Here is a 26360-nt window from a genome sequence, read left to right as displayed (position 1 = left end):
CGCGAAGCGGGCAATATTCGTCTAAGGTTTTCAGGTGATTGACAACAGCGGTCACGCTGTTTAGTAGAAGACAGGAGACGAACTGATGATAAGACCTCGTACACTACGCCCCGCGTTCTTGCCCCTTGCGTTAGGCGGCGCGCTGCTCGGCGTAACGACATTCGGTTATGCCGACGATAGCCCCGCAGCCCAGACAGCCTCACCCGATATTTTGCTGGGCCCGCTGTTTAATGATGTGCAGAGCGCCAAACTGTTTCCCGATCAGAAAACCTTTGCGGATGCCGTCCCCAAAAGCGACCCGCTGATGATTCTGGCGGACTATCGGATGCAGCACACGCAGTCCAGCTTTGACTTACGCCACTTTGTCGAGATGAACTTTACGCTCCCTGCGGAAGGGGAAAAATATGTTCCGCCTGCTGGACAAAGTCTACGTGAGCATATTGACGATCTCTGGCCCGTACTGACGCGCACCACGGATAAAGCCAGCAACAAATGGGATTCCCTGCTGCCGTTACCCAAACCTTACGTTGTGCCCGGCGGACGTTTCCGCGAGGTCTACTACTGGGACAGCTATTTCACCATGCTGGGCCTGGCAGAGAGCGATCATTGGGACAAAATCAGCGACATGGTGGATAACTTTGCCTATGAAATTGACACCTTCGGCCACATTCCCAACGGCAACCGCAGCTATTACCTGAGCCGATCCCAGCCGCCGTTCTTCTCGCTGATGGTGGAACTGCTGGCAACGCACGACAGCGATGCGCTGAAGAAGTATCGTCCGCAGATGGAGAAAGAGTATGCCTACTGGATGGACGGCGTCGACGCCCTTCAGCCGGGTCAGGCCAACAAGCGCGTGGTGAAGCTGGATGACGGCGCTGTCCTCAACCGCTACTGGGATGACCGCGACACTCCGCGCCCGGAGTCCTGGCTTGACGATGTAAATACTGCCAAAAGTAACCCTAACCGACCGGCAACCGAAATCTACCGTGATTTGCGTTCCGCCGCGGCCTCGGGATGGGACTTTAGCTCCCGCTGGATGGACGATCCGCAAAAACTCGGCACCATCCGGACCACCAGCATTGTCCCCGTGGACCTGAATGCCCTGATGTTCAAGATGGAAAAACTGCTGGCGCGGGCAGGCCAGGAGAGTGGCGACGCCGCCAGCGCAAGCAAATACGAGGCGCTGGCAACGGCGCGTCAGAAAGCCATCGAGAGCCACCTGTGGAATGATAAAGAGGGCTGGTACGCGGATTACGATCTGAAGAGCAAGAAGGTACGCAATCAGCTCACGGCTGCGGCCCTGTTCCCGCTTTACGTGAAGGCGGCGGCGCAGGATCGGGCCGATAAAGTCGCCGCGGCAACCTCATCGCGCCTGTTGAAACCAGGCGGTATTGCGACCACCACCGTCAACAGTGGCCAGCAGTGGGATGCGCCAAACGGCTGGGCCCCGCTGCAATGGGTGGCGGCGGAAGGGTTGCAGAATTACGGGCAAGAAAAGGTCTCAATGGATGTGACCTGGCGCTTCCTGAAAAACGTTCAGCATACTTATGACCGGGAAAAGAAACTGGTCGAGAAATACGACGTGTCGACAACCGGTACGGGCGGCGGCGGCGGCGAATATCCGCTGCAGGACGGCTTTGGCTGGAGCAACGGCGTGACGCTGAAGATGCTGGATCGGGTCTGCCCGAAAGAGAAACCGTGCGACAGCGTGCCGGAGAATCGGCCTGCGGCGAATGATGAGGTGGCGCCGGTAAAAGCGACGGCGCAGTAAGTGAGTATTGCCGGGTGGCGGCTACGCCTTACCCGGCCTACTTTTTAAACTCACAGGGCTTTGCTTAGAAGCTGTAACTCGCCCCTAGCTGATACGTTCTGTCGCGCCCAATCCAGCAGTTGGTCGCGTCGTAGCAGGTCAGCGTCTCTTTGTTGGTGATGTTCTGCGCGCTGGCCTTAAGCGTTAGCCCTGCCAGCGAGGGCAGGATCTCGCCCATCCGGTACGAGGCCGCCAGATCGTACTGGGTAGTGCCGCCCAGTTTACCCGCATCGTTAGCCGGAGAGATTTCCATCGGGCCGGTATAGCGCGCGCCCGCCCCCAGCATCAACCCTTTCAGCGGCGTGTTTTCAAAGGTGTAATCCCCCCAGAGGTTGAAGGCATTCTCCGGCACCTGCGTTGGACGTTTCCCTTTGTATTTATCATCTTCCGTATTGATCGCGTGGGTGTAGGCATAGTTAGCAATCAGCGTCAGGTTGTCCGCCGGGCGGCTGATGGCAGACAGCTCTGCCCCTTTGGATTCCACCTCCCCGGTCTGACGATAGTTCAGGAAGCCCGGATCGGAGGTGACGACATTTTTCTGACGGATGTTGAACACCGAAGCGGTAAAGGTGGTGGCGTAGTCGGCCAGCAGATATTTCACTCCACCCTCCACCTGCTTGCTGGTGGTCGGCTTGACGTCTTTCGCCGCGAGCGTTCCCTTCGGCGACACCGGTGCAAAGCCTTCGGAATAGCTGATAAACGGTGACAGACCATTATCAAAGGCGTAAAGCGCGCCCAGGCGTTTGGTGACGCGATCCTGAGAGACCCAGTCCTTATCACCGTTTTGCAGATAATTGGTGGTCACGGAGCGATAATCGTCGTAGCGCAGGCTACCCAGGAGATTTAAGCCCCCCCACTCCACCTGATCCTGCAGGTAGTAGCCGTTCTGCTGATAGCTCAGACGGTTTTTCTGGGCGGTATACAGCCCTAATGCGCTTTCACTGATTTGCGAATAGTCAGGATGACGCATATCCATGCCCGGCGTGGTCGACGCGTAACGGTAGTGGAAATGGGAGTTCAGCTTCTGGTAGTCAAACCCGGCCAGCAGATGGTGTTTCCAGTCGCCCAGCGCCACGGTTTTAGTCACCTGGTTATCGATGTTGAAGCTCTGCAGATCTTCATCGGTGGTGTAGGCAAAGCGGTTAAGCTGATAGACCTCGCTTCCCGTGCCCGTCGCATAGACGCTGCGCTGATGCGTATCGACGTCGAAATAGCGCGCCTTCTGGTTAAAGCCCCAGCCGCTGTCGAACGCATGTTCAAAGCTGTAGCCCAGCATCCACTGGCGCTGCTTAAATCCGTTCCACTCATCACCGGCATAGTCGCGCTTGCCCGCGTATTTCGAGCGCAGGTAGGCGAGCGGCAGCGGGTTCGACGGCGTCAGGCTCGGGGAGTTCTGCGCCAGCGCATCCAGAGTCAGGCGGGTTTTGCTGTCGGGTTGCCAGGTGACGGATGGGGCAACCAGGTAATTTTCATACCGGGTGGTGTGCGGCTGATCGTCATTTTCCGTCGCTTTCCCCAGCAAACGGTAGTTCCAGTCGCTATCGGCGATCTGCCCGGTTGAGTCGAGATACCCCTCTTTCAGGTTGCGGTTGCCGGTGTTAAATCCGAATTCAGTTCGCGCTTCTCGCTGCGGCTTTTTACTCTGGATATTCACCAGCCCGCCCGGCGAGCCGCCGCCGTAGAGAACCGATGAGGGGCCTTTCAGGATATCAACGCTGTCAATCAACAGTGGATCGATGCGGGCTTTGGTATTGCCGGTGACGTTATAGGGCAGCTGCAGCCCGTTGTAGAACTCCTGGTCGACGGTAAAGCCACGAATTTTATATTCGCTCATGTAGGAGGTATTTCCCCGCACCTCGGTTGAGACCCCTGGCGCATAGCGCAGGATTTCATTCACGGAATTCGCATGGCGCTTGTCAATTTCCGGCGCAGAGACGGTCGTGATGACTTGCGGCGTTTTACTTTCAGCAACGGCCGACTTCGTGGCGCTGTTCGTCCAGGCCGGCAGCGCGCTGCCCTGCTCTGCGCCGGTGACGACGATAGTGGATTCTTCGGCGAATGCCGGAACGTGCAGTGCGAGCGTGACGGCGCCTGCCAGGGCGCACAGCGTAAAATGAGAGGTATTCATAATGTCGTCTTGTTGTTAGATGCGATACGGAACGACAATTATTATCATTTAGATTAACAAATCAATACACAGGCAAAAAAACGGCCCTCCGCAGAGAGCCGTTTACGTTATGTTATGCTCGTCGCAGTAACCTGAATATGCCCAGCACCACAATGGCGCCCACGACAGCGACCAGAAAACTGTGCAGGTCAAAACCACTTATGTTGCCTCCGAAGCCAAACATCGTCGCCAGCCAGCCGCCCACAACCGCACCAACGACCCCGAGTACACAGGTCAAAATAAAGCCGCCGCCATCGTTTCCCGGCATGATCAATTTCGCGATAGCGCCAGCAATAAGACCAAAGATAATCCAGGCGATGATACCCATAGCGATGCCCTCTTGCAGGTTTAACGCGTGCGCAGAAAACCTTCTGCACAGCTAACTTAAGTATAGGTCATCGCCGGAAAACCATTTTCATCTCACCGACTTATCTTTGCGTAAACAGGCAAAAAAAACTCACCGGTTTGTATTAAGTTTCATTGCAGATTGCCGATAACGCTAAGACAGTCTGTCATCAATCAAGGAGCCATCCGGCGTGAGTCATTACAGTGAGCAGTTCCTCAAGCAAAATCCGCTGGCTGTATTAGGGGTATTACGCGACCTGCAAAAAGGTGAAGTGCCGCTGCGCATCAGCTGGTCGAATAATCAGTTCATCAGCAAGATCCTTGACGCCTCACAGGAGCGGCTGGTGATTGATTTAGGCAGTCAGGAGTATGAAAACCGCGCGGCGCTGAAGGCGGAGAATATCGCGGTGATGGCCGAAACGCAGGGCGCCAAAGTGGAGTTTGTCCTGTCGCGACTGGAACTGAGCGAGTACCAGGGACTCCCTGCTTTTGCTACCCCACTTCCCACCAATCTCTGGTTTGTTCAGCGTCGTGAATATTTCCGCATTAGCGCTCCGCTTCACCCCGCCTATTTTTGTAAGGCCAAAATGCCGGATAAAAAAGAGATCCGCTTCCGCCTCTTCGATCTGTCACTGGGCGGCATGGGTGCGCTGATGGATACGCCGAAACCCGACGGACTGGTAGAAGGCATGCGGTTTACGCAAATTGAACTGGATATGGGGGGCTGGGGTCGCTTTTATTTCGATGCACAGCTGATTGCCATCAGCGACCGTACCGTCGTGGACAGCAAAAATGAAACCATCACCACCCCGCGTCTGAGCTTCCGCTTCCTGAACGTGGGGCCCGGTGCAGAGCGTGAGCTTCAGCGCATCATCTATTCGCTGGAGCGGGAGGCGCGGGAACGCGCAAATAAAGTTCTGTAAGAAAATCGGGCAGCGTGACCGCCGCCCGTCTGCGGCATTACATGGCATCCATCGCTTTCTGTACTTTCCAGATATAACGAGGCGCCTGTGGTGCCGGGTGATTTTTCGCCACATGCTCAAAGAATTCGTCTTTGTCCATGCCGTTAATCTCTTCTATCGCCTCTTTGCGGTCAGAGGAGAAGGTTCTGAGCAACGCGCCGGCACCGTTAACGTAAGAGACCACCAGCGCGTACTGCATCACCTCCGGATCCTTAATACCCTTCAGCACGCCGTGCTCCATGATGCTCAGATAGGCCGTGCCCATTGAAATGTTACGTTCCGGGTTCTTCAGCTCGCTGGTTGACGGCTGACCGCTCCAGCCCATATAGCGGTAAACTTCTTTACCCGCCGTTGACGCTTTAAGCTGCATCAGCCCCACCGCGTTGGATTTGCTGACAAGCGTGGGGTTACCGCCGGACTCCACCGCAATGATCGCCGTGATAAGACGCGGACTGACGCCCCAGGCCTTCCCGGCTTGTTCACTGATCGGCATCCACTGCATGGCCCGTTTCACCGGCACTTCCGGGTTCCAGGGTGGGTTTTGATAATCATGTTTTGAACTACAGCCAGCAAGCAACACAATCAAAAAAGCAAACCATCTCAATTTCACGTCATCTATCCTTATAGCCGGTCATCGCGGTGCGCCGCCTCTTGAAGCAGGCGTCGTATACGCGGCATGATATAGACAATTAGTTTCTCATTCAGCAAGGAATTGCCATGTCTCAGTTTCATCTCATCGCGCCGTCGGGCTACTGCATTAACCAGGACGCGGCGCAGCGGGGCGTTCAGCGTTTGCTGGAATCGGGTCATCAGGTAGAAAATCAGACGATTATCCCCCGCCGCCAGCAGCGTTTTGCCGGTACAGAAGCGCAGCGGCTGAATGATATCAACAGCCTGGTGAACCTGAAGGGTGAAAACCGGATTGTGCTGGCGGTGCGCGGCGGATATGGCGCGAGCCGGCTGCTGGAGAGCATTGACTGGCAGGGTCTGGCGCAGCGCCAGCAGCAGGATCCGCTACTTATATGCGGCCACAGCGATTTCACCGTCATCCAGCTCGGGCTGCTGGCGCTACATAACGTTACCACCTTCAGCGGCCCGATGCTGGCCGGTAACTTCGGCGCCCCGGAGCTGAATGCGTTTACCATGGAACACTTCTGGCGCGCGCTGCGCAATTCCACCTACAGCGTGGAGTGGCAAGGCAATGGGCCGCACTGGGAATGCGAAGGTCAGCTCTGGGGCGGCAACCTGGCGATGCTGGTTTCACTTATCGGCACGCCGTGGATGCCGCACATCGAGGACGGCATTCTGGTGCTGGAAGATATCAACGAACATCCGTTCCGCGTCGAACGCATGCTGTTGCAGCTCTATCATGCCGGTATTCTTGAACGCCAGTCCGCGATTGTGCTGGGCAGCTTCAGCGGTTCTGCGCCGAATGACTATGACGCGGGTTACTCCCTGGAGAGCATGGTTGAGTTCATTCGCTCGCGGCTGGATATTCCGGTCATCACCGGTCTGGATTTCGGCCATGAGCAGCGCACCGTGACCCTGGCACTGGGGGCACACGCCTCGCTGATCCACAATGATTCCGGCAGTCGGCTGACCATCAGCGGCCATCCTGTCATAAAGGCATAAAAAAGCCGTTATACCCCCTTAATAAAACGCTGTTGCCGTCGTTAATATGTTAGGGTTTTAGTAACAGCGTTAACATTGAGGTGGGAGTAAGAGAACATTGGATGCCGCAGCGATAATCAGCCTTTTCATTTTGGGTTCGGTCCTTGTAACCAGCAGTATTTTATTAAGTTCATTTTCATCGCGTCTCGGCATACCTATTCTTGTCATTTTCCTCGCCATCGGCATGCTGGCCGGCATTGATGGCATTGGCGGTATCCCTTTCGATAACTACCCTTTCGCCTACATGGTGAGTAACCTCGCGCTGGCGGTGATCCTACTGGACGGCGGGATGCGCACCCAGGCGAGCTCCTTCCGTGTGGCCCTGGGGCCCGCGCTGTCGCTCGCCACGGTCGGCGTGCTGATTACCTCCGGCCTCACCGGAATGATGGCCGCGTGGCTTTTCCATCTCAATATCATGGAAGGTTTGCTGATTGGCGCGATTGTTGGCTCAACCGATGCGGCAGCAGTATTTTCCCTGCTTGGCGGAAAAGGGCTTAACGAACGCGTGGGCTCCACGCTTGAGATTGAATCCGGCAGTAACGATCCGATGGCGGTGTTTCTCACAATCACGCTTATCGAGATGATCCAGCAGCACGAAAGCGGGCTGAGCTGGACGTTTGCGTTACATATTCTGCAGCAGTTTGGCCTGGGGATTGTCATCGGCCTGACAGGGGGATATCTGCTCCAGCAGACGATCAACCGTATATCGCTTCCTCTGGGGCTTTACCCGCTGCTGGCGCTGAGCGGCGGCATTCTCATTTTTGCCGTCACTACCGCAGTGGACGGCAGCGGCATCCTCGCCGTCTACCTCTGCGGGTTCCTGATGGGCAACCGCCCTATTCGTAACCGGCATGCCATTTTGCAGAACTTCGACGGTCTGGCCTGGCTGGCGCAGATCGGCATGTTTCTGGTGCTGGGTCTTCTGGTTACGCCATCGGACCTGCTGCCGATCGCCGTTCCGGCGCTGCTGCTCTCTGCATGGATGATCTTCTTTGCCCGTCCGCTGTCGGTATTTGCAGGCCTGCTGCCGTTTCGTGGCTTCAACCTGCGCGAGCGGATCTTCATCAGCTGGGTGGGCCTGCGCGGCGCGGTGCCGATTATCCTTGCGGTGTTCCCGATGATGGCCGGTCTGGATAACGCGCGGCTGTTCTTTAACGTGGCGTTCTTCGTGGTGCTGATTTCGCTGCTGTTCCAGGGAACCTCGCTCGGGTGGGCGGCTAAAAAAGCCAAAGTGGTGGTCCCTCCCGTGGGCTGGCCGGTCTCCCGCGTGGGGCTCGACATTCATCCGGAGAACCCGTGGGAACAGTTCGTCTATCAGCTGAGCGCCGACAAATGGTGCGTGGGGGCTTCACTGCGCGATTTGCACATGCCGGCCGAAACGCGCATTGCCGCTCTGTTCCGCGACAACGTTCTGCTGCACCCTACCGGCAGCACCCGCCTGCGCGAAGGGGATATTCTGTGCGTGATTGGCCGCGAGCGCGACCTGCCCGCGCTGGGCAAACTGTTCAGCCAGTCGCCTCCGGTGGCGCTGGATCAGCGTTTCTTTGGCGATTTTATTCTGGAAGCCAGCGCCAGGTTTGCCGATGTCGCGCTGATCTACGGCCTGGATGAAGGTGCTGAAGACGGAGATAACCAGCAAACGCTGGGCGAAATCATCCAGCAGCGGCTTGGCGCTGCCCCGGTCGTGGGAGACCAGGTGGAGTTTGCCGGGATGATCTGGACCGTTGCCGAAAAAGAAGATAACGCGGTGCGGAAAGTCGGTTTGAGGCCGATGGAAGAGGAAGCGGAGTAGCGGTTTTTTTGCCGGGTAAGCGTTAGCGCCACCCGGCGAACAAAGGTTACACCGTCACAACCGGCACTCTCGGCGCCAGGGCGCACATCAATTCATACCCCACCGTGCCCGCCGCGGCAGCAACGTCATCAATCTTAATTTCGTTACCCCACAGCTCGACCGGTGAACCGATGCCCGCCTGCGGGCAGGGCGTCAGGTCAACGGCCAGCATATCCATTGAGACGGTGCCCACCGTTCCCGTGCGAACCCCATCGACCCAGACCGGCGTACCGGTCGGCGCGATGCGCGGGTAGCCGTCGGCATAGCCGCCCGCCACGATGCCAATCCGCTGCTCGCCCTTTGCCCGGTAGCGGCTGCCGTAGCCCACCGTGTCGCCGGCCTTCAGGGTTTGCACACCAATGATTTCGCTGCGCAGAGTCATGACCGGCTTCAGGCCGCTGTTGGCGATATCCTGCCACTGGCCTGAGGGAGACGCACCGTACAGAACGATCCCCGGACGCACCCAGTTATAGTGCGCCTCGGGATGCCACAGCGTGGCCGCCGAGTTCGACAGCGAGCGCGGGCAGTCCAGCCCTTCTGCCGCCTGCTCAATGCGGACCATGGCATCGGCAATGCCGTCCGGTCTTTCCGCGTCGGCAAAATGCGCCATCAGCGTCATTTCACCCACGTTCTTCAGCGCGCGCAGCTGCTGCCAGACCGTATGCACCCGCTCAGGCTGGAAGCCCAGGCGGTTCATGCCGCTGTTCACCTTAAGATAGATATCCAGCGGAGCATGGAGCTTCGCATCCTGAATCGCTTTGATCTGCCAGTTGCTGTGCACGCTGGTGGTCAGCCGATACTTATCCAGCAGCGGCAGATCGTCGGCGTGGAAGAAGCCCTCCAGCAGCAGTATCGGCCCTTTCCAGCCGCGCTCGCGCAGCAGAATGGCCTCTTCCAGATTAAGTAACGCAAAACCATCGGTGGCGCTCAGGGCGCTCCAGATACGATCGATACCGTGGCCGTAGGCATTCGCTTTCACCACCGACCAGACGCGCGAACCAGGTGCCGCCCGACGAACAATTTGCAGATTATCCTTCAGGGCCTGCAGGTTCAGCTGGGCCAGAACAGGACGGGACATGACAACTCCTTAGTTATGCGCGCCGTGCAGATGCTGTGGACGCGAAGGCGTAAACCCCGATTGATAGCGTGCAGCGCTTAAATCGTCAAACGGAATTGCCGGCGTGCGCCCGGAAATCAGGTCGCTCAGCAGTTGGCCCGATCCGCAGGCCATCGTCCAGCCAAGCGTGCCGTGGCCGGTATTGGTCCACAGGTTTTTAAACGGCGTGCGGCCCACGATCGGCGTGCCGTCCGGGGTCATCGGACGCAGGCCGGTCCAGAACGTCGCCTGCTCCACAAAGCCACCGCGCGGGAAGAGATCGCCCACCACCATCTCCAGCGTTTCACGACGCGGCTGTAGCAGTTCGGTGTTGAAGCCGACAATCTCCGCCATGCCGCCTACGCGAATGCGGTTATCGAAGCGGGTAATGGCTATTTTGTAGGTTTCATCCAGAATGGTCGATACCGGAGCGCCGCTCTCTTCTTTCACCGGAATGGTCAGCGAGTAGCCCTTGAGTGGGTAGACCGGAATGTCGAGAATACCTTTCAGCATGGCGGTGGAGTACGAACCAAACGCCATCACGTAGGCATCGGCTTTGATCACCTCGTCGCCGCACTTCACGCCGTAAATTTTTTCCCCTTCCGACAGCAGCTTGTCGACAGAGGTGTTAAAGCGGAACTTCACCCCTGCCTGCTCGCACATTTGCGCCAGACGTTGCGTAAAGAGCTGGCAGTCGCCGGTTTCGTCATTCGGCAGGCGCAGGCCGCCCGTCAGCTTATGCGCCACTTCCGCCAGCGCCGGTTCAACCTGGCCAAGCTGGCTGGCTTCCAGCAGCTGGTACGGTACGCCGGCATCTTCCAGCACGGCGATATCGCGGGTGGCATTTTCGTACTGTTGCTCGGTGCGGAACAGCTGCAGCGTTCCGCCCTGACGGCCTTCGTACTCAATCCCCGTCGACGCGCGCAGCGCTTTCAGGCAGTCGCGGCTGTATTCCGCCAGGCGCACCATGCGCCCTTTGTTCTCCATGTAGTGGCGGGTGTCGCAGTTGCGCAGCATCTGCCACATCCACTTCAGCTGGAACTGCGTGCCGTCAAGGCTGATGGCCAGCGGCGCGTGGCGCTGGAACATCCATTTAATCGCTTTCAGCGGAACGCCCGGCGCAGCCCACGGAGCGGCATAGCCGGGAGAGATTTGCCCGGCGTTCGCCGCGCTGGTTTCGAGCGCCGGACCGGATTCACGATCGATAACGGTTACGTCATGTCCCGCCTGACTTAAATACCAGGCGCTGGTTACCCCAACGACACCACTTCCCAGTATGACAACACGCATAGCCACTCCATTATGTGCAAAAGAACAATCTTCTAATTACAGATTGATAACCTAGTTGAAAATATTATTCAACATATGACTTTTTTATGGTGACTTACCTCACACATCCCCCAGCATCAGGGGATAGCGCTAATTTGGGATCTCCTGCTGCGCGTTATTTTCAACCAGCATAATATGCTGAGACATACCGTTTTTTTGCCGCATCAAAAACGCGAAATCGCAAAGAAAAAATTTCTGCCCCAGCACGCTTTTTAACACGTTGATCTATGCTTGAAAGGAGGCTCTCCAGACAGAGAGAGCACCCACAACGAGGGCGCGCTAATGGCTACTATTGATTCCCTGAACAAGGACAACACACGTCTGAGCGATGGACCCGACTGGACCTTCGAGCTGCTGGATCTTTACCTCGCCGAAATCGACCGGGTCGCAAAACTGTATCGTCTGGATACCTATCCCCATCAGATTGAAGTCATTACGTCCGAACAGATGATGGACGCCTACTCCAGCGTCGGGATGCCGATTAACTATCCACACTGGTCGTTTGGTAAAAAATTTATTGAAACGGAGCGGCTGTATAAGCACGGCCAGCAGGGGCTGGCGTATGAGATTGTCATTAACTCCAATCCGTGTATCGCCTATTTAATGGAAGAGAACACCATTACCATGCAGGCGCTGGTGATGGCGCACGCCTGCTACGGGCACAACTCCTTTTTCAAGAATAACTACCTGTTCCGCAGCTGGACGGATGCCAGCTCCATCGTCGATTACCTGATCTTCGCCCGTAAATATATTACCGACTGCGAAGAGCGCTACGGCGTGGACGAAGTGGAAAAACTGCTCGACTCCTGCCACGCGCTGATGAACTACGGCGTGGACCGCTACAAACGCCCGCAGAAAATCTCACTGCAGGAGGAGAAAGCCCGGCAGAAAAGCCGCGAAGAGTATCTGCAGAGCCAGGTGAACATGCTGTGGCGTACCCTGCCGAAACGTGAGGAAGAAAAAGCGGTCGCCGAAGCGCGTCGTTATCCGTCCGAGCCACAGGAAAACCTGCTCTATTTTATGGAGAAGAACGCCCCGCTGCTGGAGCCGTGGCAGCGTGAGATCCTGCGCATCGTGCGCAAGGTGAGCCAATATTTCTATCCGCAAAAGCAGACGCAGGTGATGAACGAAGGCTGGGCGACCTTCTGGCACTACACCATCCTCAACCACCTGTATGACGAGGGTAAAGTTACCGAGCGGTTCATGATGGAATTCCTCCACAGCCATACCAACGTGGTGTTCCAGCCGCCCTACAACAGCCCGTGGTACAGCGGCATTAACCCGTATGCGCTTGGCTTTGCCATGTTCCAGGACATTAAGCGTATCTGCCAGTCGCCAACGGAAGAAGACAAGTACTGGTTCCCGGATATCGCCGGCTCTGACTGGCTGGAAACGCTGCACTTTGCGATGCGCGACTTCAAGGATGAGAGCTTCATCAGCCAGTTTATGTCGCCGAAGATCATGCGTGACTTCCGCTTCTTCACCGTGCTGGACGACGACCGCAACAACTATCTGGAGATCTCCGCAATCCACAACGAGGAGGGTTACCGTGAGATCCGCTCTCGCCTCTCTTCCCAGTACAACCTGAGCAACCTTGAGCCGAATATTCAGGTGTGGAACGTCGATTTGCGCGGTGACCGCTCCCTGACGCTGCGCTATATCCCGCACAATCGCGCGCCGCTGGATAAAGGGCGCAAAGAGGTGCTGAAGCATGTGCATCGCCTGTGGGGCTTTGACGTGCAGCTGGAGCAACAGAATGAAGACGGGAGCGTCGAGCTGCTGGAACGCTGCCCGGCGCGGTTGAATACGCTGTAGTGCAGCCTTTTTTGCCCGGTGGCGCTACGCTTACCGGGCCTACAAGACCCGCAGGTCGGGTAAGGCGTAGCCGCCACCCGACGAAAAAAAAACCTCTCATACGAGAGGTTTTTTATTTCAGCGGCTCTGAATCGCCAAATCGCCCGGCAACGTTTTCTGCATGCGGTGCCAGATTTCACCGGAATCATGACCGTAGCGGCGCACCGTCTCATAAACCTGATCGTGCAGGCCTTCGGTACAGAGCTTGCTCAGCTTATGGTAGAAGCCCAGCGCCAGGCTACGCGCTTCCGGATTGGCAAAGTAGTGGCGGCCGATGCGGGTATAAAGCCCTTTCATACCGTTGAGGATCAGGCCATACACCGGGTTGCCGGAGGCAAACGCCAGGCCGCGAAACACGTTGTAATCGAGGGTGGCAAAAGCATCGGCGTGATCTTCCACCTCGTTCGCTGTGGCCAGCACCGCAAGGGCGTCTTCCGGATGCTGACGGAAAGCGGTACGAATAAAGATCGTCGCGATGTTGGTGCGAACGGAGAGCAGATTATCAATGAGCTGCGGCACGCTTTCATGGTCGAGACGCGCCAGCGTTTCAAGAATGTTCAGCCCGGACGTTTCCCAGAAGTTGTTTACTTTCGTCGGCTTGCCGTGCTGGATAGTCAACCAGCCATCGCGCGCCAGCCGCTGGAGCACTTCACGCAGCGTGGTGCGAGTGACGCCAATCAGTTCAGAGAGTTCGCGTTCAGCCGGAAGAATGGACCCCGCAGGGAAACGATTATTCCAGATGCTTTCAATGATGTACTCTTCCGCGAAACCCGCCGGGCTCTGCGCCTTAATGACCATAGTGAGATTTCCATTACACAGCTTTAGCAAATTGGACTCATCATACCAGAGGCAGCCAGTGGCAGGTAGCACGGCAAAGAGAGAAAAGAGGGATCGCCGTTTCATTTTTGTGAAATTTACAATGCAGCCTTATCCGCCTCCAGGCCGCGATTTTTGCGTATACTGATGTTTTGTCTTACTTGACGGGGATGGACGTCTGTCGTGGAAATTTCTTTTGGGCGCGCACTGTGGCGCAACTTTTTAGGCCAGTCTCCGGACTGGTACAAACTTATACTTCTGGTGTTCCTGGTCGTTAACCCCCTCCTCTTTAGCGTAAACCCGTTCATTGCCGGGTGGCTGCTGGTGGCGGAGTTTATCTTCACCCTGGCCATGGCGCTGAAATGTTATCCGCTTTTGCCGGGCGGACTGCTGGCGTTTGAGGCCGTCGTCATCGGCATGACCCGCGCCGAGCACGTCAAAGCCGAGCTGGCATCCAATCTCGAAGTGCTTCTGCTGCTGATGTTTATGGTGGCGGGCATCTACTTTATGAAACAGCTGCTGCTGTTTATCTTCACGCGCCTGCTGCTCAGCATTCCGTCGAAAATGTTGCTCTCGCTGGCGTTTTGCCTTGCGGCCGCCTTCCTGTCGGCCTTCCTGGATGCGCTGACGGTCGTCGCGGTGGTGATAAGCGTAGCGGTGGGGTTTTACGGTATTTATCACCGCGTGGCCTCCTCTCGTCCGGGCGAGGATTTGCAGGATGACAGCCACGTCGATGCGCATAATCGTGAGGTACTGGAACAGTTTCGCGCCTTCCTGCGCAGCCTGATGATGCATGCTGGCGTCGGTACCGCGCTGGGCGGCGTGATGACCATGGTGGGCGAACCGCAAAACCTGATCATTGCCAAAGCGGCGGGCTGGCACTTCGGTGAGTTCTTCCTGAGAATGGCGCCGGTGAGCGTACCGGTGCTTTTCTGCGGGCTGGCGACCTGTCTGCTGGTGGAGAAGTTTCGCCTCTTTGGCTATGGGGCCCAGCTCCCGGAGCCGGTACGTCAGGAGCTGCATAAATTCGATCTGCAGAGCCGACGCCAGCGGACGCGCCAGGAGACGCTGCGTCTGATTGCCCAGGGGATCATCGGCGTCTGGCTGATCGCCGCGCTGGCGTTCCATCTTGCCGAAGTGGGGCTGATTGGCCTGTCGGTCATTATTCTCGCCACCACCTTTACCGGCGTGACGGACGAGCATGCCATCGGTAAGGCGTTTACCGAAGCCCTGCCATTTACCGCCCTGCTGGCGGTGTTCTTTGCCGTCGTGGCGGTGATAATCGACCAGCATCTGTTCGCGCCGATTATTGCCTTTGTCTTAAAGGCATCGCCGGATGCTCAGCTGTCGCTGTTTTACCTGTTCAACGGCCTGCTCTCGTCGATCTCAGATAACGTCTTCGTCGGGACGGTCTATATCAACGAGGCCAAAGCGGCTATGGAGCAAGGCGTTATCAGCGCCGGACAGTTTGAGCTGCTGGCCGTGGCGATCAATACCGGCACCAACCTGCCATCGGTGGCGACGCCAAACGGCCAGGCCGCCTTCCTGTTCCTCCTGACCTCCGCCCTCGCGCCGCTCATACGACTTTCTTATGGCAGGATGGTGTGGATGGCGCTGCCCTATACGCTGGTGCTCACGATCGTGGGATTGCTTTGCGTCAAAATTACCCTCATTCCCTGTACGCAATGGTTGATACAAGCGGGTATACTTGCGGCGCAATAAACACTGCATCTCGGGCAGTTCGCTGCCCGTTTGCCTTTTCGCACGATAAACATCCAATTACGTTTTATTTCGCCAGGTACAGGTGGCGCGAAAAACGAATTCGTTTACACTGCGATTTCTAAGCATGTTCCAGGGAAATGATTATGTTGAGATTTTTAAACCAGTGCTCCCGCGGTCGCGGAGCGTGGTTGTTAATGGCCCTGACCGCCTTTGCGCTGGAAATGGTCGCGCTGTGGTTCCAGCATGTAATGGGACTCAAACCTTGCGTGCTTTGTATTTATGAACGCTGCGCACTGTTCGGCATTATGGGTGCGGGCCTGGTGGGCGCGATTGCCCCAAAATCGCCGCTTCGCTATGCCGGTATTGCCATCTGGATATACAGCGCCTGGAAAGGAATTGAACTCTCCTGGCAGCACACCATGATGCAATTGCATCCGTCACCGTTTATGACCTGTGATTTTGCCGCCCGCTTCCCGAGCTGGCTGCCGCTGGACAAATGGCTGCCGCAGGTGTTTGTCGCATCCGGTGACTGCTCCGTTCGTCAGTGGGAATTCCTGACGCTGGAGATGCCGCAGTGGCTGGTGGGTATTTTTGCCGCCTACTTCGTCGTGGCGCTGCTGGTGCTGATTGCCCAGCCGTTCAAACCGAAGAAACGCGATTTGTTCGGAAGGTAAAAGCAAAACGGCAACCTCGGTTGCCGTTTTTAGTGTTTGCGCCCTCTCCCGTGGGAGAGGGTTGGGGTGAGGGCATCAGGCCGCACAAACACAATAAAAAACCCGCCTCGGCGGTTTTTTTAATCTCAACGGGTCGGGTGGTTCATGATGTGGTCTTCCCAGTCACGCACCTCGGACTCTTTCACCGCGATGTGGCGCACTGAAATGCGCTCGCCGTGCATCGCCGCTTTTGAACCGGTTAACAGCGGATGCCAGTCAGGCAGACCTTTCCCTTCCGCCAGCAGGCGATACGCGCAGGTATGCGGCAGCCATTCAAAGGTAGGCAGATTATCCCGGGTTAACTTGATGCAGTCCGGCTCAAACTCGAAGCGGCGCTCATAGTTGCGGCACTGGCAGGTTTTAATGTTTAACTGCTTGCAGGCAACGTTGGTGAAGTAAATCTCGTCCGTATCTTCATCCATCAGCTTGTGCAGGCAGCACTGACCGCAGCCGTCGCATAAGGATTCCCATTCCGCGTCCGTCATGTTGTCGAGAGTTTTGCTTTGCCAGAAAGGGATGTCGTTCATCAGGATGTCCACACGTCAAAAGAAAGCGCACCTTATAACGAGTCTGGCACGTCGATGCAAGTTTTGCCGCCCTTTTCAGGCGGCAAGAGGAGGTTACAGCACGCGGGTTTTCAGCGACAGGCCGTTAAAACCGACCTCAAGCTCGTCACCGCTGAGCAGCGGACCCACGCCTTCCGGCGTGCCGGTCAGGATCACATCGCCCGGTTTCAGGGTAAAGAAGCGGCTCATGTAGGCGATCAGCGGCACAATCTTATGGATCATGTCTGCCGTGGTGCCCTGCTGGCGGATTTCACCGTTAACCTTCAGGCTGAGCGGGGTGTCCTGCGGATCGCCGGTAAATTCGCTCACCGGAACAAACGCCGAGATCGGGCAGGAATTATCAAACCCTTTGGCTTTTTCCCAAGGCTGCCCGGCTTTCTTCATTTTGCCCTGCACGTCACGTAGCGTCAGATCCAGCGCCACGCCGTAACCGGCAATCGCTTTCTGAACATGCTCTTCGGAGGCCTGACGCAGCGTTGCGCCGATCAGCACGGCGAGTTCAACTTCGTGATGCACCGAGCCGAGCCCCTGCGGCAGGGCCAGCGGCTGGCGGATATCGCAAAGCGCCGTTTCAGGCTTAATGAACAGAACCGGCTCTTCTGGCGTCGCGCTGCCCATCTCCTGAATATGTTTTGCATAGTTGCTGCCCACGCAGACGACTTTGCTGACGGGATAATCCAGTAATGCACCTTGCCAGTTGTGATGTTGATACATGGTCGACCCCTAAACGGTTGATGTGTTGTGCCCAAAAACAGTTGAGACTATTTTTTACCGTTCGCCTCAAGATGCTGTTTTAATAAATTCTCGGGTGGCGGTGGAAGCTGTAAATAATAGCCTTGCTCGGCTAAGGCCGTTTTTACTTTATCCAGATCGGCATTAATCAGTTTCTTACGACCATCAAGCGGCAGCAGCATCGCCAGCTGTGGTCGGCCAAAGTTCTTCATTAATTCTTCAGGCACGCGTGAAAAATCGTCTTTCTTTTCGACATAAAGATAGGTCTGGTCACGGCTTGTACTTCTGTAGATCACACAAAACATGTTTTTACTCTGAATTAATGGGTGGTTGCTTGCCTCAATATACTCCTGACTATAACATGCCTGATACTCTTCGGAATATCGCAGCGAGTGGTTGCGGTTAATAGCAAATTGAGTAAGGCCAGGATGTCAAACACGCCCATCGAGCTTAAAGGCAGTAGCTTCACCTTATCAGTGGTACATTTGCATGATGCAAAACCCGAGGTTATTCGTCAGGCGTTAGAGGACAAAATCGCCCAGGCTCCCGCCTTTCTGAAGCACGCCCCTGTTGTGATCAACGTTAGCGGTCTTGAGGCTCCGGTTAACTGGAAACTTCTCCAGCAGGCCGTCTCCTCGACCGGACTGCGTATCGTGGGCATCAGCGGCTGCAAAGATACTGAGCTGAAAGCGGAAATTGAGCGTGCGGGGCTGCCTCTTCTGAATGAGGGCAAAGAAAAAGCCTCGCGTGCGGCACCCGTTGCCGTGCAAACGCCCCCTCCTGCGGTGCAAAACGTTACTACCGTCACAAAAACGCGAATGATTGATGTGCCGGTTCGTTCCGGTCAGCGCATTTATGCACCAAACTGTGATCTGATTGTTACAAGCCACGTCAGTGCTGGCGCTGAGCTGATTGCAGATGGCAACATTCACGTATACGGTATGATGCGTGGACGTGCGCTCGCGGGTGCAAGTGGCGATCGAGACGCGCAAATATTTTGTACTCACCTGACGGCGGAACTGGTGTCCATCGCAGGTGAATATTGGCTGAGCGACAAGATCCCAGCCGAATTTTATGGCAAAGCGGCTCGCCTGCTTCTGGCAGACGACGCGTTGACCGTTCAACCGTTGAATTGATCCCTTTTTAACAAGGAATTTCTATGGCACGCATTATTGTTGTTACTTCGGGTAAAGGAGGCGTTGGCAAGACCACCTCCAGCGCGGCCATCGCTACTGGTTTGGCCCAGAAGGGAAAGAAAACCATCGTTATCGACTTCGATATCGGTCTGCGTAACCTCGACCTCATCATGGGATGTGAGCGTCGCGTCGTGTATGACTTCGTGAACGTCATTCAGGGCGATGCCACGCTGAACCAGGCGATGATTAAAGACAAGCGCACCGAGAACCTCTACATTCTCCCGGCCTCTCAGACGCGTGACAAAGACGCCCTGACCCGTGAAGGAGTGGAAAAGGTGCTCGATGAGCTGAAAAAAATGGATTTCGACTTCATCGTCTGTGACTCCCCTGCCGGTATCGAAACCGGTGCCCTGATGGCACTGTACTTCGCTGATGAAGCGATCATCACCACTAACCCTGAAGTTTCATCCGTGCGAGACTCAGACCGCATTCTGGGGATCCTCGCCTCTAAATCCCGTCGTGCGGAAAATGGCGAAGACCCGATTAAAGAACACCTGCTGCTCACCCGCTACAATCCGGGCCGCGTGAACAAAGGTGACATGCTGAGCATGGAAGACGTGCTGGAGATCCTGCGCATTAAGCTGGTGGGCGTTATCCCGGAAGATCAGTCCGTGTTACGCGCTTCTAACCAGGGCGAGCCAGTGATCCTTGATACATTGGCAGATGCAGGTAAAGCTTACGCCGATACCGTTGACCGTCTGCTGGGAGAAGAACGTCCTTTCCGCTTCATTGAAGAAGAGAAGAAAGGTTTCCTCAAACGCCTGTTCGGAGGATAAGTTATGGCATTACTGGACTTTTTTCTCTCGCGGAAAAAGAACACCGCCAACATCGCAAAAGAACGTCTGCAAATTATCGTTGCGGAGCGTCGTCGTAGCGACGCCGAGCCTCACTACCTGCCGCAGCTGCGTAAGGACATCCTGGAAGTGATCTGTAAGTACGTGCAGATTGACCCGGAGATGGTGACGGTGCAGCTGGAACAAAAAGACGGGGATATTTCGATTCTGGAGCTGAACGTGACGCTTCCGGAAGCGGAAGAGTCGCGTCCGTAGTTTTGGATTTCGTAGCCCCGGTAAGCGCAGCGCCACCGGGGGAATATGCCGGGTTATCACCCGGCATATTTTTTATCGCGGATAACCTTCCAGCAGGGTATTCAGGCGATCGGCCATCAATTCCCCGCGCCATCCCGCCATCATTTCCGGTACGCCATTCTGCGGCTTCAGCTTCCAGTGCCAGTTCAGCAGCTGGTTAATCTGACGACGTGAGGCGAGCAGTTCAGCGCTTAGCTTGCTTTCCGTTGCAACGTTCTGCACCAGCGCTTTGATCTCCTTAAACGCTTTGCGATAGCCCGGCATATCCATCAGGTTCAGCAGCGGTTCCGGCAGCGCATCTTCCGGCAGCTCCTGCGCTTTTGCGACCAACGCCAGCAGGGTTTTGCCGTGGAAGCGGATCTCGCTGCCCGAAAGCCCAATGCTGTCCAGCTCGCCCAGGCTGCCCGGCATATAGCGCGCCACCGCCCAGAGATGTTCTTCGCGAACCACAAAGTTAACGGCCAGATCGCGCTCGCGCGCTTTACGCAAACGCCAGTCTGCCAGCAGCTGCAGGCACGCCAGCTGACGCGTACGCAGCTGCCAGGCGTTGCTGATGTCGCGCCAGGCCTCTTTCGGGTCAACGACTTCCTGACGACGCTGCTGGGTCATACGACACTCGTCGAGCGCCGCAGGCAGCCATCCGGAGGCTTCTGCCTCTTTCATTAACTGTCCGGCAATCGGCAGCAGGTAAAACACGTCTGCCGCCGCATACTCCAGCTGACGCTCGGTTAGCGGACGCGCCAGCCAGTCGGTACGGGATTCACTTTTATCCAGCGTCAGCCCCGTATACTCCTCTACCATGGCAGCAAAGCCCCATGAGAGCGGACGATTGCTGAATGCCGCAAGGATCTGCGTGTCAATCAGCGGCTGGGGCGTGATGCCAAAGGTGTTCAGAAAGACTTCCAGATCTTCACTGCCTGCGTGCAGGTATTTCGTCACGGCGGTATCGAGCAGCAGGTCACGCATCGGCGTCCAGTCGGTAATGCCGAGAGGGTCGATCAGCGACACGTGTTTACCGTCGTACATCTGAATCAAACCCAGCTGCGGATAATAGGTCCGGGTACGGACAAACTCGGTATCCAGGGCAATGGCAGGAAAGTCGCGCGTCACTTCGCACAGCGAAGCCAGCTCGTCGTTGGTCGTGATCATCTGGTAATTCAAAACGGGTTCTCTTTTGTTTGCGCCCATAAAAAACGCCGGCTTAACCGGCGTCTGGGCGATTAGCGTGAAGCTCAGGCCTTATTGTCTACTTTGCCACGGGCTTCGTCACGTAATTCTCGTCGTAATATCTTCCCGACGTTGGATTTCGGCAGCTCGTCGCGGAATTCCACCAGCTTCGGCACCTTGTAGCCCGTCAGCTGACGACGACAAAACGTTACCAGCGCTTCCTCGGTGAGAGAAGGATCTTTCTTGACCACAAATATCTTCACCGCTTCACCGCTGCTGCCGGAAGGCACGCCGACTGCCGCCACTTCGAGCACGCCGCTGTGCTGCATAACCACGTCTTCGATCTCATTCGGATAGACGTTGAAACCGGAGACCAGGATCATGTCTTTCTTACGATCGACGATGCGCAGGAAGCCCTCGTCATCCATCACCGCAATATCACCGGTGTGCAGCCAGCCGTCTTTGATGATTTCGTCGGTCGCATCGGGGCGCTGCCAGTAGCCCAGCATCACCTGCGGACCTTTGACGCACAGCTCCCCCGGCTCGCCCGGCGCGACTTCGTTATCGTTATCATCGACCAGTTTGGCCTCTGTGGAAGGAACCGGCAGACCAATGCTTCCACTGTGATAGTCGATATCATGCGGGTTAACGCTGACCAGCGGCGCGCACTCCGTCAGGCCATAGCCCTCCAGCAAATACTGACCGGTGAGCTTCACCCAGCGCTCGGCGACCGCCTGCTGAACCGGCATGCCTCCGCCCGCAGAGAGATGCAGCGTGGAGAAGTCCAGCTGCTGGAACTCTTTGTTATTCAGCAGCGCGTTAAACAGGGTATTTACCCCGGTCATGGCGGTGAACGGGTATTTCGCCAGCTCTTTCACCAGGCCCGGGATATCGCGCGGGTTGGTGATGAGGATGTTCTGACCACCCAGTTCAATAAACAGCAGGCAGTTCATGGTCAACGCAAAGATGTGATACAGCGGAAGCGCGGTGATCACCACCTCTTTGCCCGGATGCAGCAGCGGCCCGTAGGTGGCGTTTACCTGTTCAAGGTTTGCCAGCATATTGCGGTGGGTAAGCATGGCCCCTTTGGCGACGCCGGTGGTCCCGCCTGTGTATTGCAGAAACGCAAGATCTTCCGCGACCACTTCGGGTTTCACATACTGCATGCGGTAGCCCGCATGCAGCGCGCGGCGGAAGGAGATGGCGTCCGGCAGATGGTATTTTGGCACCAGACGTTTGACGTATTTGACGACAAAGTTAACCAGCGTGCCTTTAGCTGTGGAGAGCTGGTCCCCCATGCGCGTCAGGATGACGTGTTTCACCTGGGTTTTGTCGACCACCTTTTCCAGCGTATGGGCAAAGTTGGACACAATGACAATCGCAACCGCGCCGCTGTCGTTCAGCTGATGCTCCAGCTCGCGCGGGGTGTACAATGGGTTGACGTTGACGACAATCATCCCGGCTCGCAGGATACCGAACAACGCCACCGGGTATTGCAGCAGGTTCGGCATCATCAGCGCGACGCGGTCCCCTTTTTGCAGCCCAAGCCCTTCCTGAAGATATGCCGCGAACGCCCGGCTGCGCTCCTCCAGCTTACGGAACGTCATCACCTCGCCCATATTCACGAATGCGGGCTGGTCCGCGTAGCGCCTTACCGAGTGTTCAAATAATTCCACCAGGGATTGATAACGGTCAGGATTGATCTCAGCAGGAACATCTGCGGGATAACGGTTAAGCCAAACCTTCTTCAATGCATCACCTCTGAAATGAGTGTTCGTCGTCATCACAACCCCGATAATAAACAGTTTGTTAACATTATATTAACTCAGCGTACCAGTTTATTAATTGTTCAGATTTAAGGTTGCGAAGCGCGTCACTCTTTTTTTTTCGTATTATCCGTAAAAAAACAGAGACAGCGGCTGAGCCGCTGTCTCTTTTCTAACAATAACAGTAAGTTACTCAGTAACGATCGTCTGAACCTGTGCAGGGCCCGGGTTGTACCAACCCCAGCCCGGGTAGCCATAACGATAAGGATGTGGACCCCACATCCACGGATCCATCGGCTGAGGCGGCATGATCACCTGCTGTGCCAGCCGCCAGCGTTTATACCCGTTGACCTGCATGGTCATAAATTTGTACGGCGTGTTGCCGATTTTGCCCTGCACGGCGCCGGTAATCGGCCCGACGACGGTCACCAGCTGTCCGCGGAAATCGACCGGATCGAGGAAACCGCTGACGTCCGCGTAGATACGTCCCCGGGAGGCCTCGCCCAGTACAGGCCGCGCGCCGCTGTCCAGCGGAACGGTGGCGATCTCCAGACGGGTTTTCCCCTGCTGGTTTTGCACGTCTATGACCTTACCGCCAAAGCGTGCTTCCTGGCCGACGTACAGCTCAGGGGCATTCATCACCCGAACCAGATCCTGCTGTGGCGTCGGGCTGCTGCCCTTAATCGCATCAGGAACGGAAACGCATCCGCTCAGTGCTATGGCAACTGCGCCTGCCATAATAAGGCGTACTACTTTAGTCTGAACCGCCATGATGCGACTCCTTTTTCTCAGTTCCTGTTACTGAGATTCACTCGCGGCCCGGAAGTTTCTTCCACGCGACGGTGTTTCGCAAATAAACCGGCTCCGCCTGTTCAACGGCCACGGTTTTTCCTGCTGCGAGCAGCTGGCTGGCAATCGGAAGCATATCTTCAGCAGCCGGGAGCAGCATGTTGCCGTCCACCAGCGTCAATCCGGTGTCGTTCGCCATCTCAGGCCACGCTGGCCAGCCCGTGCCGACGGTCGCCCACTCGCCGGACAGCTGCTTCAGTCGTTCTGTGACCGCTTCTGGCTTAAGCACGGCTTCCGTCTCTTCGCCGTGCCACACGCCCTGCTCGTCGCGGGTGTATTCGGCCCAGTAGACTTCGCCCATGCGGGCATCAATCGCTGCCAGGACGCGCGTTGCCCCGGTCATGCGCCATGCGCCCTGCGCCATAGTGGCAAGGGTAGAGACGCCGATCATCGGCAGTTCGGCGCCCAGCGCCAGCCCCTGCGCAATGCCTATCCCGATACGTACGCCCGTAAAGCTGCCGGGGCCGCGGCCAAAGGCCAGCGCGTCGAGGTCGGTTAAGGAGGTGTTGCCCTGGGTTAAAATGGCTTTTACCAGGGGCAGAATGCGTTGGGTGTGTTCCCGGGGGCACTCTTCGAAATGGGCAGAAACAGCACCGTCGTTCAACAGAGCAACAGAGCAAGCCTCTGTCGCGGTATCAATAGCCAGAATTCGCATCAGTCGTCGCGCTCTCGCAAGGGTCAGTCACAAAATGGCGCGCATCTTAGCACACTCCGGGGTAAATTACTCCGCCGTTGGGTTTGCCAGGAAACGCACCGCGCGTTTTATGTCCCGCGTCCGCGGCGCGGGCGGCAGGCTTGCGAGGAAAGTCGCCCCGTAAGGACGCATCACCAGCCGGTTATCGCAGATGACCAGCACGCCGCGGTCGGTGACGTCACGGATTAAGCGCCCTACCCCTTGCTTAAGCGTGATGACCGCATCCGGCAGCTGTACCTCGTCAAACGGATCGCCGCCGCGCAGACGGCAGTCTTCCATCCGCGCCTTCAGCAGCGGATCGTCCGGGGAGGTAAACGGCAGCTTATCAATGATCACCAGCGAAAGCGTGTCGCCGCGCACGTCCACCCCTTCCCAGAAGCTGCTGGTTGCCACCAGCAGAGCATTACCGGCGCTGACAAACTGCTGCAGCAGCTGGCCTTTGCTGGTTTCGCCCTGCAGCAGCACCGGTAGCGTCATGGTGGCGCGGAACTGCTCGGCGAGATCGCGCATCATGGCGTGGGAGGTGCAGAGCATAAAGCAGCGGCCGTTGTTGGCCTCGATCATCGGTTTTAGCATTGCAGCCAGATGGCGCGCCGCACCCGGCTGGTTCGGCAGCGGCAGATTACGGGGAACGCAGAGCAGCGCCTGTTTTTCGTAGTCGAACGGGCTGGGCAGGAGCAGCGATTCCGCCTGCTCAATGCCGAGGCGCTCGGTGAAGTGGTGCAGATCGTCATTCACCGACAGGGTTGCCGAGGTAAAGATCCAGCTTCCCGGCTTTTGCGCCATCACCTCTTTAAATTTATCAGCCACCGTCAGCGGCGTGAGCGCCAGCGTGAAATGCCGCGAGGTGCACTCGTACCAGTAGCTGTACCCCGGCTGGTTGATCTCTTTCAGCCGTTTGAGCCGACCGCGATAGAGCGTAGCGCGCTCGAAGGCTGCATCCAGCAGCGCGGAGCGGCCGAGGGACAGTTTCGCTACGTCGTAGCAGAGCTCCAGAGCGTCATCGAGCAGCAGCAGCGCGCGCTGGATATTTTTGTCCGCCAGCAGCTCGCGCAGGTTACCGCGATAGCCCGGCTCGCCGAGCTGTAAGCGGAAATCCTGCGCGCTCTGCGCCAGGCGGTCGGCGCACTTCTGCAGCTGCTGGGTATCTTTGAGTTCGGTCCGGTACGCAATGGTGAAATCTTTCGCCAGATCCTGCAGCTGACGGCTGGAGAGCGACTGGCCGAAGTACTGGCTGGCGATATCCGGAAGCTGGTGCGCTTCATCAAAGATCATCACGTCCGCCTCGGGGATCAGCTCGCCGAAACCGCTGTCCTTGACCACCATATCCGCGAGAAACAGGTGATGGTTTACCACCACGACGTCGGCGTCCATCGCCGCTTTGCGCGCTTTCACCACGAAGCAGTCTTTATACAGCGGGCAGTCGCTGCCGAGGCAGTTGTCGTTGGTGCTGGTCACCAGCGGCCAGGCCGGGGAATCTTCCGGCACGCTCGCGCAGGTGCTGATATCGCCCTCTTCGGTCTGGTTCGCCCATGACCGAAGGATAATGACGTCGCTCAGCGTCTGTACCGGCAGATCGCCGCCCGCCAGCGCCTGCTGCTCAAGGCGCTCCAGGCAGAGATAGTTGGATCGCCCCTTCAGCAGGGCCAGACGTCCCTTGTATTTCAGCGCCTTAGCTACCGTGGGCAAATCGCGGCTGTAGAGCTGATCCTGCAGCGCTTTTGAACCGGTGGAAATAATCACCTTTTTTTTCGCCCGCAGCGCCGGCGCAAGGTAAGCATAGGTTTTACCCGTGCCGGTACCGGCTTCAACCACCAGCGGCTGAGCCTTATCGATGGCGCGTGCAACGGCGTGCGCCATCTGTCGCTGAGGCTCACGGGGTTTGAAGCCGGGGATAGCCAGCGCTAATTGACCTTCAGGGGAAAAATCGTCTGCCACGGTGCTCTCTCACTGTATTTTTGCACAGGGATTATGTCAGCCCATCCT

Annotated in this window: 24 protein-coding genes; 10 read left to right on the top strand and 14 right to left on the bottom strand. The window is 56.8% G+C overall.

Features of this window, described 5'->3' with window-relative positions:
- The first annotated feature begins 85 nt into the window (after positions 1 to 85).
- Positions 86 to 1771 (top strand): alpha,alpha-trehalase, encoded by a 1686-nt coding sequence (locus ACDO57_RS03600; protein ID WP_267217039.1) that lies wholly within the window; start codon positions 86 to 88, stop codon positions 1769 to 1771.
- Positions 1772 to 1835: 64 nt separating this feature from the next.
- Here the strand turns inward: ACDO57_RS03600 and ACDO57_RS03595 are convergent, their stop codons facing one another.
- Together ACDO57_RS03595 and ACDO57_RS03590 are read right to left on the bottom strand one after the other, a co-directional pair.
- A complete protein-coding gene (locus ACDO57_RS03595; protein ID WP_370883523.1) occupies positions 1836 to 3938 on the bottom strand; it encodes a TonB-dependent siderophore receptor in 2103 nt (700 codons plus the stop codon).
- A gap of 112 nt (positions 3939 to 4050) precedes the next feature.
- Positions 4051 to 4305, bottom strand: coding sequence for a GlsB/YeaQ/YmgE family stress response membrane protein (locus tag ACDO57_RS03590; protein WP_008502662.1), 255 nt, complete (start codon positions 4303 to 4305; stop codon positions 4051 to 4053).
- Between the two features lie 208 nt (positions 4306 to 4513).
- Here ACDO57_RS03590 and ACDO57_RS03585 point away from each other — a divergent pair, with 208 nt between their 5' ends.
- Positions 4514 to 5245 (top strand): flagellar brake protein, encoded by a 732-nt coding sequence (locus tag ACDO57_RS03585; RefSeq protein ID WP_024909816.1) that lies wholly within the window; start codon positions 4514 to 4516, stop codon positions 5243 to 5245.
- A gap of 37 nt (positions 5246 to 5282) precedes the next feature.
- On the opposite strand, the gene emtA is transcribed toward ACDO57_RS03585, so the two are convergent.
- Positions 5283 to 5894, bottom strand: a complete 612-nt coding sequence (gene emtA, locus ACDO57_RS03580; protein WP_024909815.1) for a membrane-bound lytic murein transglycosylase EmtA — start codon at positions 5892 to 5894, stop codon at positions 5283 to 5285.
- Positions 5895 to 6001: 107 nt separating this feature from the next.
- On the opposite strand from emtA, the gene ldcA reads away from it, so the two are divergent.
- Both ldcA and ACDO57_RS03570 read left to right on the top strand, forming a co-directional pair.
- Positions 6002 to 6916: a muramoyltetrapeptide carboxypeptidase gene (ldcA, locus tag ACDO57_RS03575; protein ID WP_248272659.1), complete on the top strand. Its 915-nt coding sequence runs from the start codon at positions 6002 to 6004 to the stop codon at positions 6914 to 6916.
- Between the two features lie 97 nt (positions 6917 to 7013).
- On the top strand, positions 7014 to 8747 hold the full coding sequence (locus tag ACDO57_RS03570; RefSeq protein WP_157189357.1) for a potassium/proton antiporter: 1734 nt from the start codon (positions 7014 to 7016) through the stop codon (positions 8745 to 8747).
- A 46-nt stretch (positions 8748 to 8793) separates the two neighbouring features.
- Here the strand turns inward: ACDO57_RS03570 and dadX are convergent, their stop codons facing one another.
- Both dadX and ACDO57_RS03560 read right to left on the bottom strand, forming a co-directional pair.
- Positions 8794 to 9864 carry a catabolic alanine racemase DadX gene (gene dadX, locus ACDO57_RS03565; RefSeq protein WP_032647719.1) on the bottom strand — a complete coding sequence of 357 codons (1071 nt, stop codon included), beginning with the start codon at positions 9862 to 9864 and terminating at the stop codon, positions 8794 to 8796.
- A gap of 9 nt (positions 9865 to 9873) precedes the next feature.
- Complete coding sequence (locus ACDO57_RS03560; RefSeq protein ID WP_032647721.1) at positions 9874 to 11172, bottom strand: D-amino acid dehydrogenase; 1299 nt, start codon at positions 11170 to 11172, stop codon at positions 9874 to 9876.
- A gap of 321 nt (positions 11173 to 11493) precedes the next feature.
- On the opposite strand from ACDO57_RS03560, the gene ACDO57_RS03555 reads away from it, so the two are divergent.
- Positions 11494 to 13026, top strand: a complete 1533-nt coding sequence (locus ACDO57_RS03555) for a SpoVR family protein (RefSeq protein WP_370883522.1) — start codon at positions 11494 to 11496, stop codon at positions 13024 to 13026.
- Between the two features lie 117 nt (positions 13027 to 13143).
- On the opposite strand, the gene fadR is transcribed toward ACDO57_RS03555, so the two are convergent.
- A complete protein-coding gene (gene fadR, locus ACDO57_RS03550; RefSeq protein WP_024909809.1) occupies positions 13144 to 13863 on the bottom strand; it encodes a fatty acid metabolism transcriptional regulator FadR in 720 nt (239 codons plus the stop codon).
- Positions 13864 to 14064: 201 nt separating this feature from the next.
- On the opposite strand from fadR, the gene nhaB reads away from it, so the two are divergent.
- Together nhaB and dsbB are read left to right on the top strand one after the other, a co-directional pair.
- Positions 14065 to 15603 (top strand): Na(+)/H(+) antiporter NhaB, encoded by a 1539-nt coding sequence (gene nhaB / locus ACDO57_RS03545; RefSeq protein ID WP_061714894.1) that lies wholly within the window; start codon positions 14065 to 14067, stop codon positions 15601 to 15603.
- Positions 15604 to 15746: 143 nt separating this feature from the next.
- Entirely contained in the window at positions 15747 to 16277 is a 531-nt protein-coding gene (gene dsbB / locus ACDO57_RS03540; protein WP_024909807.1) for a disulfide bond formation protein DsbB, read from the top strand.
- Between the two features lie 125 nt (positions 16278 to 16402).
- On the opposite strand, the gene ACDO57_RS03535 is transcribed toward dsbB, so the two are convergent.
- The 3 genes from ACDO57_RS03535 to ACDO57_RS03525 all read right to left on the bottom strand — a co-directional run bounded on the left by ACDO57_RS03535 (position 16403) and on the right by ACDO57_RS03525 (position 17919).
- A complete protein-coding gene (locus tag ACDO57_RS03535; protein ID WP_335246107.1) occupies positions 16403 to 16843 on the bottom strand; it encodes a YcgN family cysteine cluster protein in 441 nt (146 codons plus the stop codon).
- Positions 16844 to 16936: 93 nt separating this feature from the next.
- Positions 16937 to 17596 carry a fumarylacetoacetate hydrolase family protein gene (locus ACDO57_RS03530; protein WP_032647730.1) on the bottom strand — a complete coding sequence of 220 codons (660 nt, stop codon included), beginning with the start codon at positions 17594 to 17596 and terminating at the stop codon, positions 16937 to 16939.
- A gap of 47 nt (positions 17597 to 17643) precedes the next feature.
- The gene (locus tag ACDO57_RS03525; RefSeq protein ID WP_029742143.1) at positions 17644 to 17919 is read right to left on the bottom strand and encodes a YcgL domain-containing protein; all 276 of its coding nucleotides are present in this window, start codon (positions 17917 to 17919) and stop codon (positions 17644 to 17646) included.
- Between the two features lie 123 nt (positions 17920 to 18042).
- Here ACDO57_RS03525 and minC point away from each other — a divergent pair, with 123 nt between their 5' ends.
- From minC to minE, 3 genes are read left to right on the top strand one after another with little or no spacing between them, the layout of a single operon-like run.
- The gene (gene minC / locus ACDO57_RS03520) at positions 18043 to 18750 is read left to right on the top strand and encodes a septum site-determining protein MinC (RefSeq protein WP_023312186.1); all 708 of its coding nucleotides are present in this window, start codon (positions 18043 to 18045) and stop codon (positions 18748 to 18750) included.
- Positions 18751 to 18773: 23 nt separating this feature from the next.
- Positions 18774 to 19586: a septum site-determining protein MinD gene (gene minD / locus ACDO57_RS03515; RefSeq protein WP_024909869.1), complete on the top strand. Its 813-nt coding sequence runs from the start codon at positions 18774 to 18776 to the stop codon at positions 19584 to 19586.
- A 3-nt stretch (positions 19587 to 19589) separates the two neighbouring features.
- Positions 19590 to 19859, top strand: a complete 270-nt coding sequence (gene minE, locus ACDO57_RS03510; RefSeq protein ID WP_008500504.1) for a cell division topological specificity factor MinE — start codon at positions 19590 to 19592, stop codon at positions 19857 to 19859.
- A 72-nt stretch (positions 19860 to 19931) separates the two neighbouring features.
- On the opposite strand, the gene rnd is transcribed toward minE, so the two are convergent.
- The 5 genes from rnd to ACDO57_RS03485 all read right to left on the bottom strand — a co-directional run bounded on the left by rnd (position 19932) and on the right by ACDO57_RS03485 (position 26312).
- Positions 19932 to 21059 carry a ribonuclease D gene (gene rnd / locus ACDO57_RS03505; RefSeq protein ID WP_370883521.1) on the bottom strand — a complete coding sequence of 376 codons (1128 nt, stop codon included), beginning with the start codon at positions 21057 to 21059 and terminating at the stop codon, positions 19932 to 19934.
- 71 nt (positions 21060 to 21130) lie between these two features.
- Complete coding sequence (gene fadD / locus ACDO57_RS03500) at positions 21131 to 22816, bottom strand: long-chain-fatty-acid--CoA ligase FadD (RefSeq protein ID WP_073961507.1); 1686 nt, start codon at positions 22814 to 22816, stop codon at positions 21131 to 21133.
- Between the two features lie 204 nt (positions 22817 to 23020).
- Positions 23021 to 23602: a Slp family lipoprotein gene (locus ACDO57_RS03495; RefSeq protein ID WP_061714891.1), complete on the bottom strand. Its 582-nt coding sequence runs from the start codon at positions 23600 to 23602 to the stop codon at positions 23021 to 23023.
- A 37-nt stretch (positions 23603 to 23639) separates the two neighbouring features.
- The gene (gene tsaB, locus ACDO57_RS03490) at positions 23640 to 24335 is read right to left on the bottom strand and encodes a tRNA (adenosine(37)-N6)-threonylcarbamoyltransferase complex dimerization subunit type 1 TsaB (RefSeq protein WP_024909864.1); all 696 of its coding nucleotides are present in this window, start codon (positions 24333 to 24335) and stop codon (positions 23640 to 23642) included.
- Between the two features lie 66 nt (positions 24336 to 24401).
- Positions 24402 to 26312 carry an ATP-dependent DNA helicase gene (locus tag ACDO57_RS03485; RefSeq protein ID WP_208763012.1) on the bottom strand — a complete coding sequence of 637 codons (1911 nt, stop codon included), beginning with the start codon at positions 26310 to 26312 and terminating at the stop codon, positions 24402 to 24404.
- Positions 26313 to 26360: the final 48 nt, after the last annotated feature.

The sequence above is a fragment of the Enterobacter cloacae complex sp. 2015409 genome, assembly GCF_041365315.1.
In the GTDB taxonomy this organism is placed as follows: Bacteria; Pseudomonadota; Gammaproteobacteria; order Enterobacterales; family Enterobacteriaceae; genus Enterobacter; species Enterobacter pseudoroggenkampii.
This window is presented reverse-complemented; position numbering and strand designations above follow the sequence as displayed.

What these genes read in the sequence shown, in the direction of transcription:
- ACDO57_RS03600 (WP_267217039.1), top strand. Translation starts at nt 86, where the DNA reads ATGATAAGACCTCGTACACTACGCCCCGCGTTCTTGCCCCTTGCGTTA.
- ACDO57_RS03595 (WP_370883523.1), bottom strand. Translation starts at nt 3,938, where the DNA reads ATGAATACCTCTCATTTTACGCTGTGCGCCCTGGCAGGCGCCGTCACG.
- ACDO57_RS03590 (WP_008502662.1), bottom strand. Translation starts at nt 4,305, where the DNA reads ATGGGTATCATCGCCTGGATTATCTTTGGTCTTATTGCTGGCGCTATC.
- ldcA (WP_248272659.1), top strand. Translation starts at nt 6,002, where the DNA reads ATGTCTCAGTTTCATCTCATCGCGCCGTCGGGCTACTGCATTAACCAG.
- dadX (WP_032647719.1), bottom strand. Translation starts at nt 9,864, where the DNA reads ATGTCCCGTCCTGTTCTGGCCCAGCTGAACCTGCAGGCCCTGAAGGAT.
- ACDO57_RS03560 (WP_032647721.1), bottom strand. Translation starts at nt 11,172, where the DNA reads ATGCGTGTTGTCATACTGGGAAGTGGTGTCGTTGGGGTAACCAGCGCC.
- ACDO57_RS03555 (WP_370883522.1), top strand. Translation starts at nt 11,494, where the DNA reads ATGGCTACTATTGATTCCCTGAACAAGGACAACACACGTCTGAGCGAT.
- fadR (WP_024909809.1), bottom strand. Translation starts at nt 13,863, where the DNA reads ATGGTCATTAAGGCGCAGAGCCCGGCGGGTTTCGCGGAAGAGTACATC.
- dsbB (WP_024909807.1), top strand. Translation starts at nt 15,747, where the DNA reads ATGTTGAGATTTTTAAACCAGTGCTCCCGCGGTCGCGGAGCGTGGTTG.
- ACDO57_RS03535 (WP_335246107.1), bottom strand. Translation starts at nt 16,843, where the DNA reads ATGAACGACATCCCTTTCTGGCAAAGCAAAACTCTCGACAACATGACG.
- ACDO57_RS03530 (WP_032647730.1), bottom strand. Translation starts at nt 17,596, where the DNA reads ATGTATCAACATCACAACTGGCAAGGTGCATTACTGGATTATCCCGTC.
- ACDO57_RS03525 (WP_029742143.1), bottom strand. Translation starts at nt 17,919, where the DNA reads ATGTTTTGTGTGATCTACAGAAGTACAAGCCGTGACCAGACCTATCTT.
- minC (WP_023312186.1), top strand. Translation starts at nt 18,043, where the DNA reads ATGTCAAACACGCCCATCGAGCTTAAAGGCAGTAGCTTCACCTTATCA.
- minD (WP_024909869.1), top strand. Translation starts at nt 18,774, where the DNA reads ATGGCACGCATTATTGTTGTTACTTCGGGTAAAGGAGGCGTTGGCAAG.
- minE (WP_008500504.1), top strand. Translation starts at nt 19,590, where the DNA reads ATGGCATTACTGGACTTTTTTCTCTCGCGGAAAAAGAACACCGCCAAC.
- ACDO57_RS03495 (WP_061714891.1), bottom strand. Translation starts at nt 23,602, where the DNA reads ATGGCGGTTCAGACTAAAGTAGTACGCCTTATTATGGCAGGCGCAGTT.
- tsaB (WP_024909864.1), bottom strand. Translation starts at nt 24,335, where the DNA reads ATGCGAATTCTGGCTATTGATACCGCGACAGAGGCTTGCTCTGTTGCT.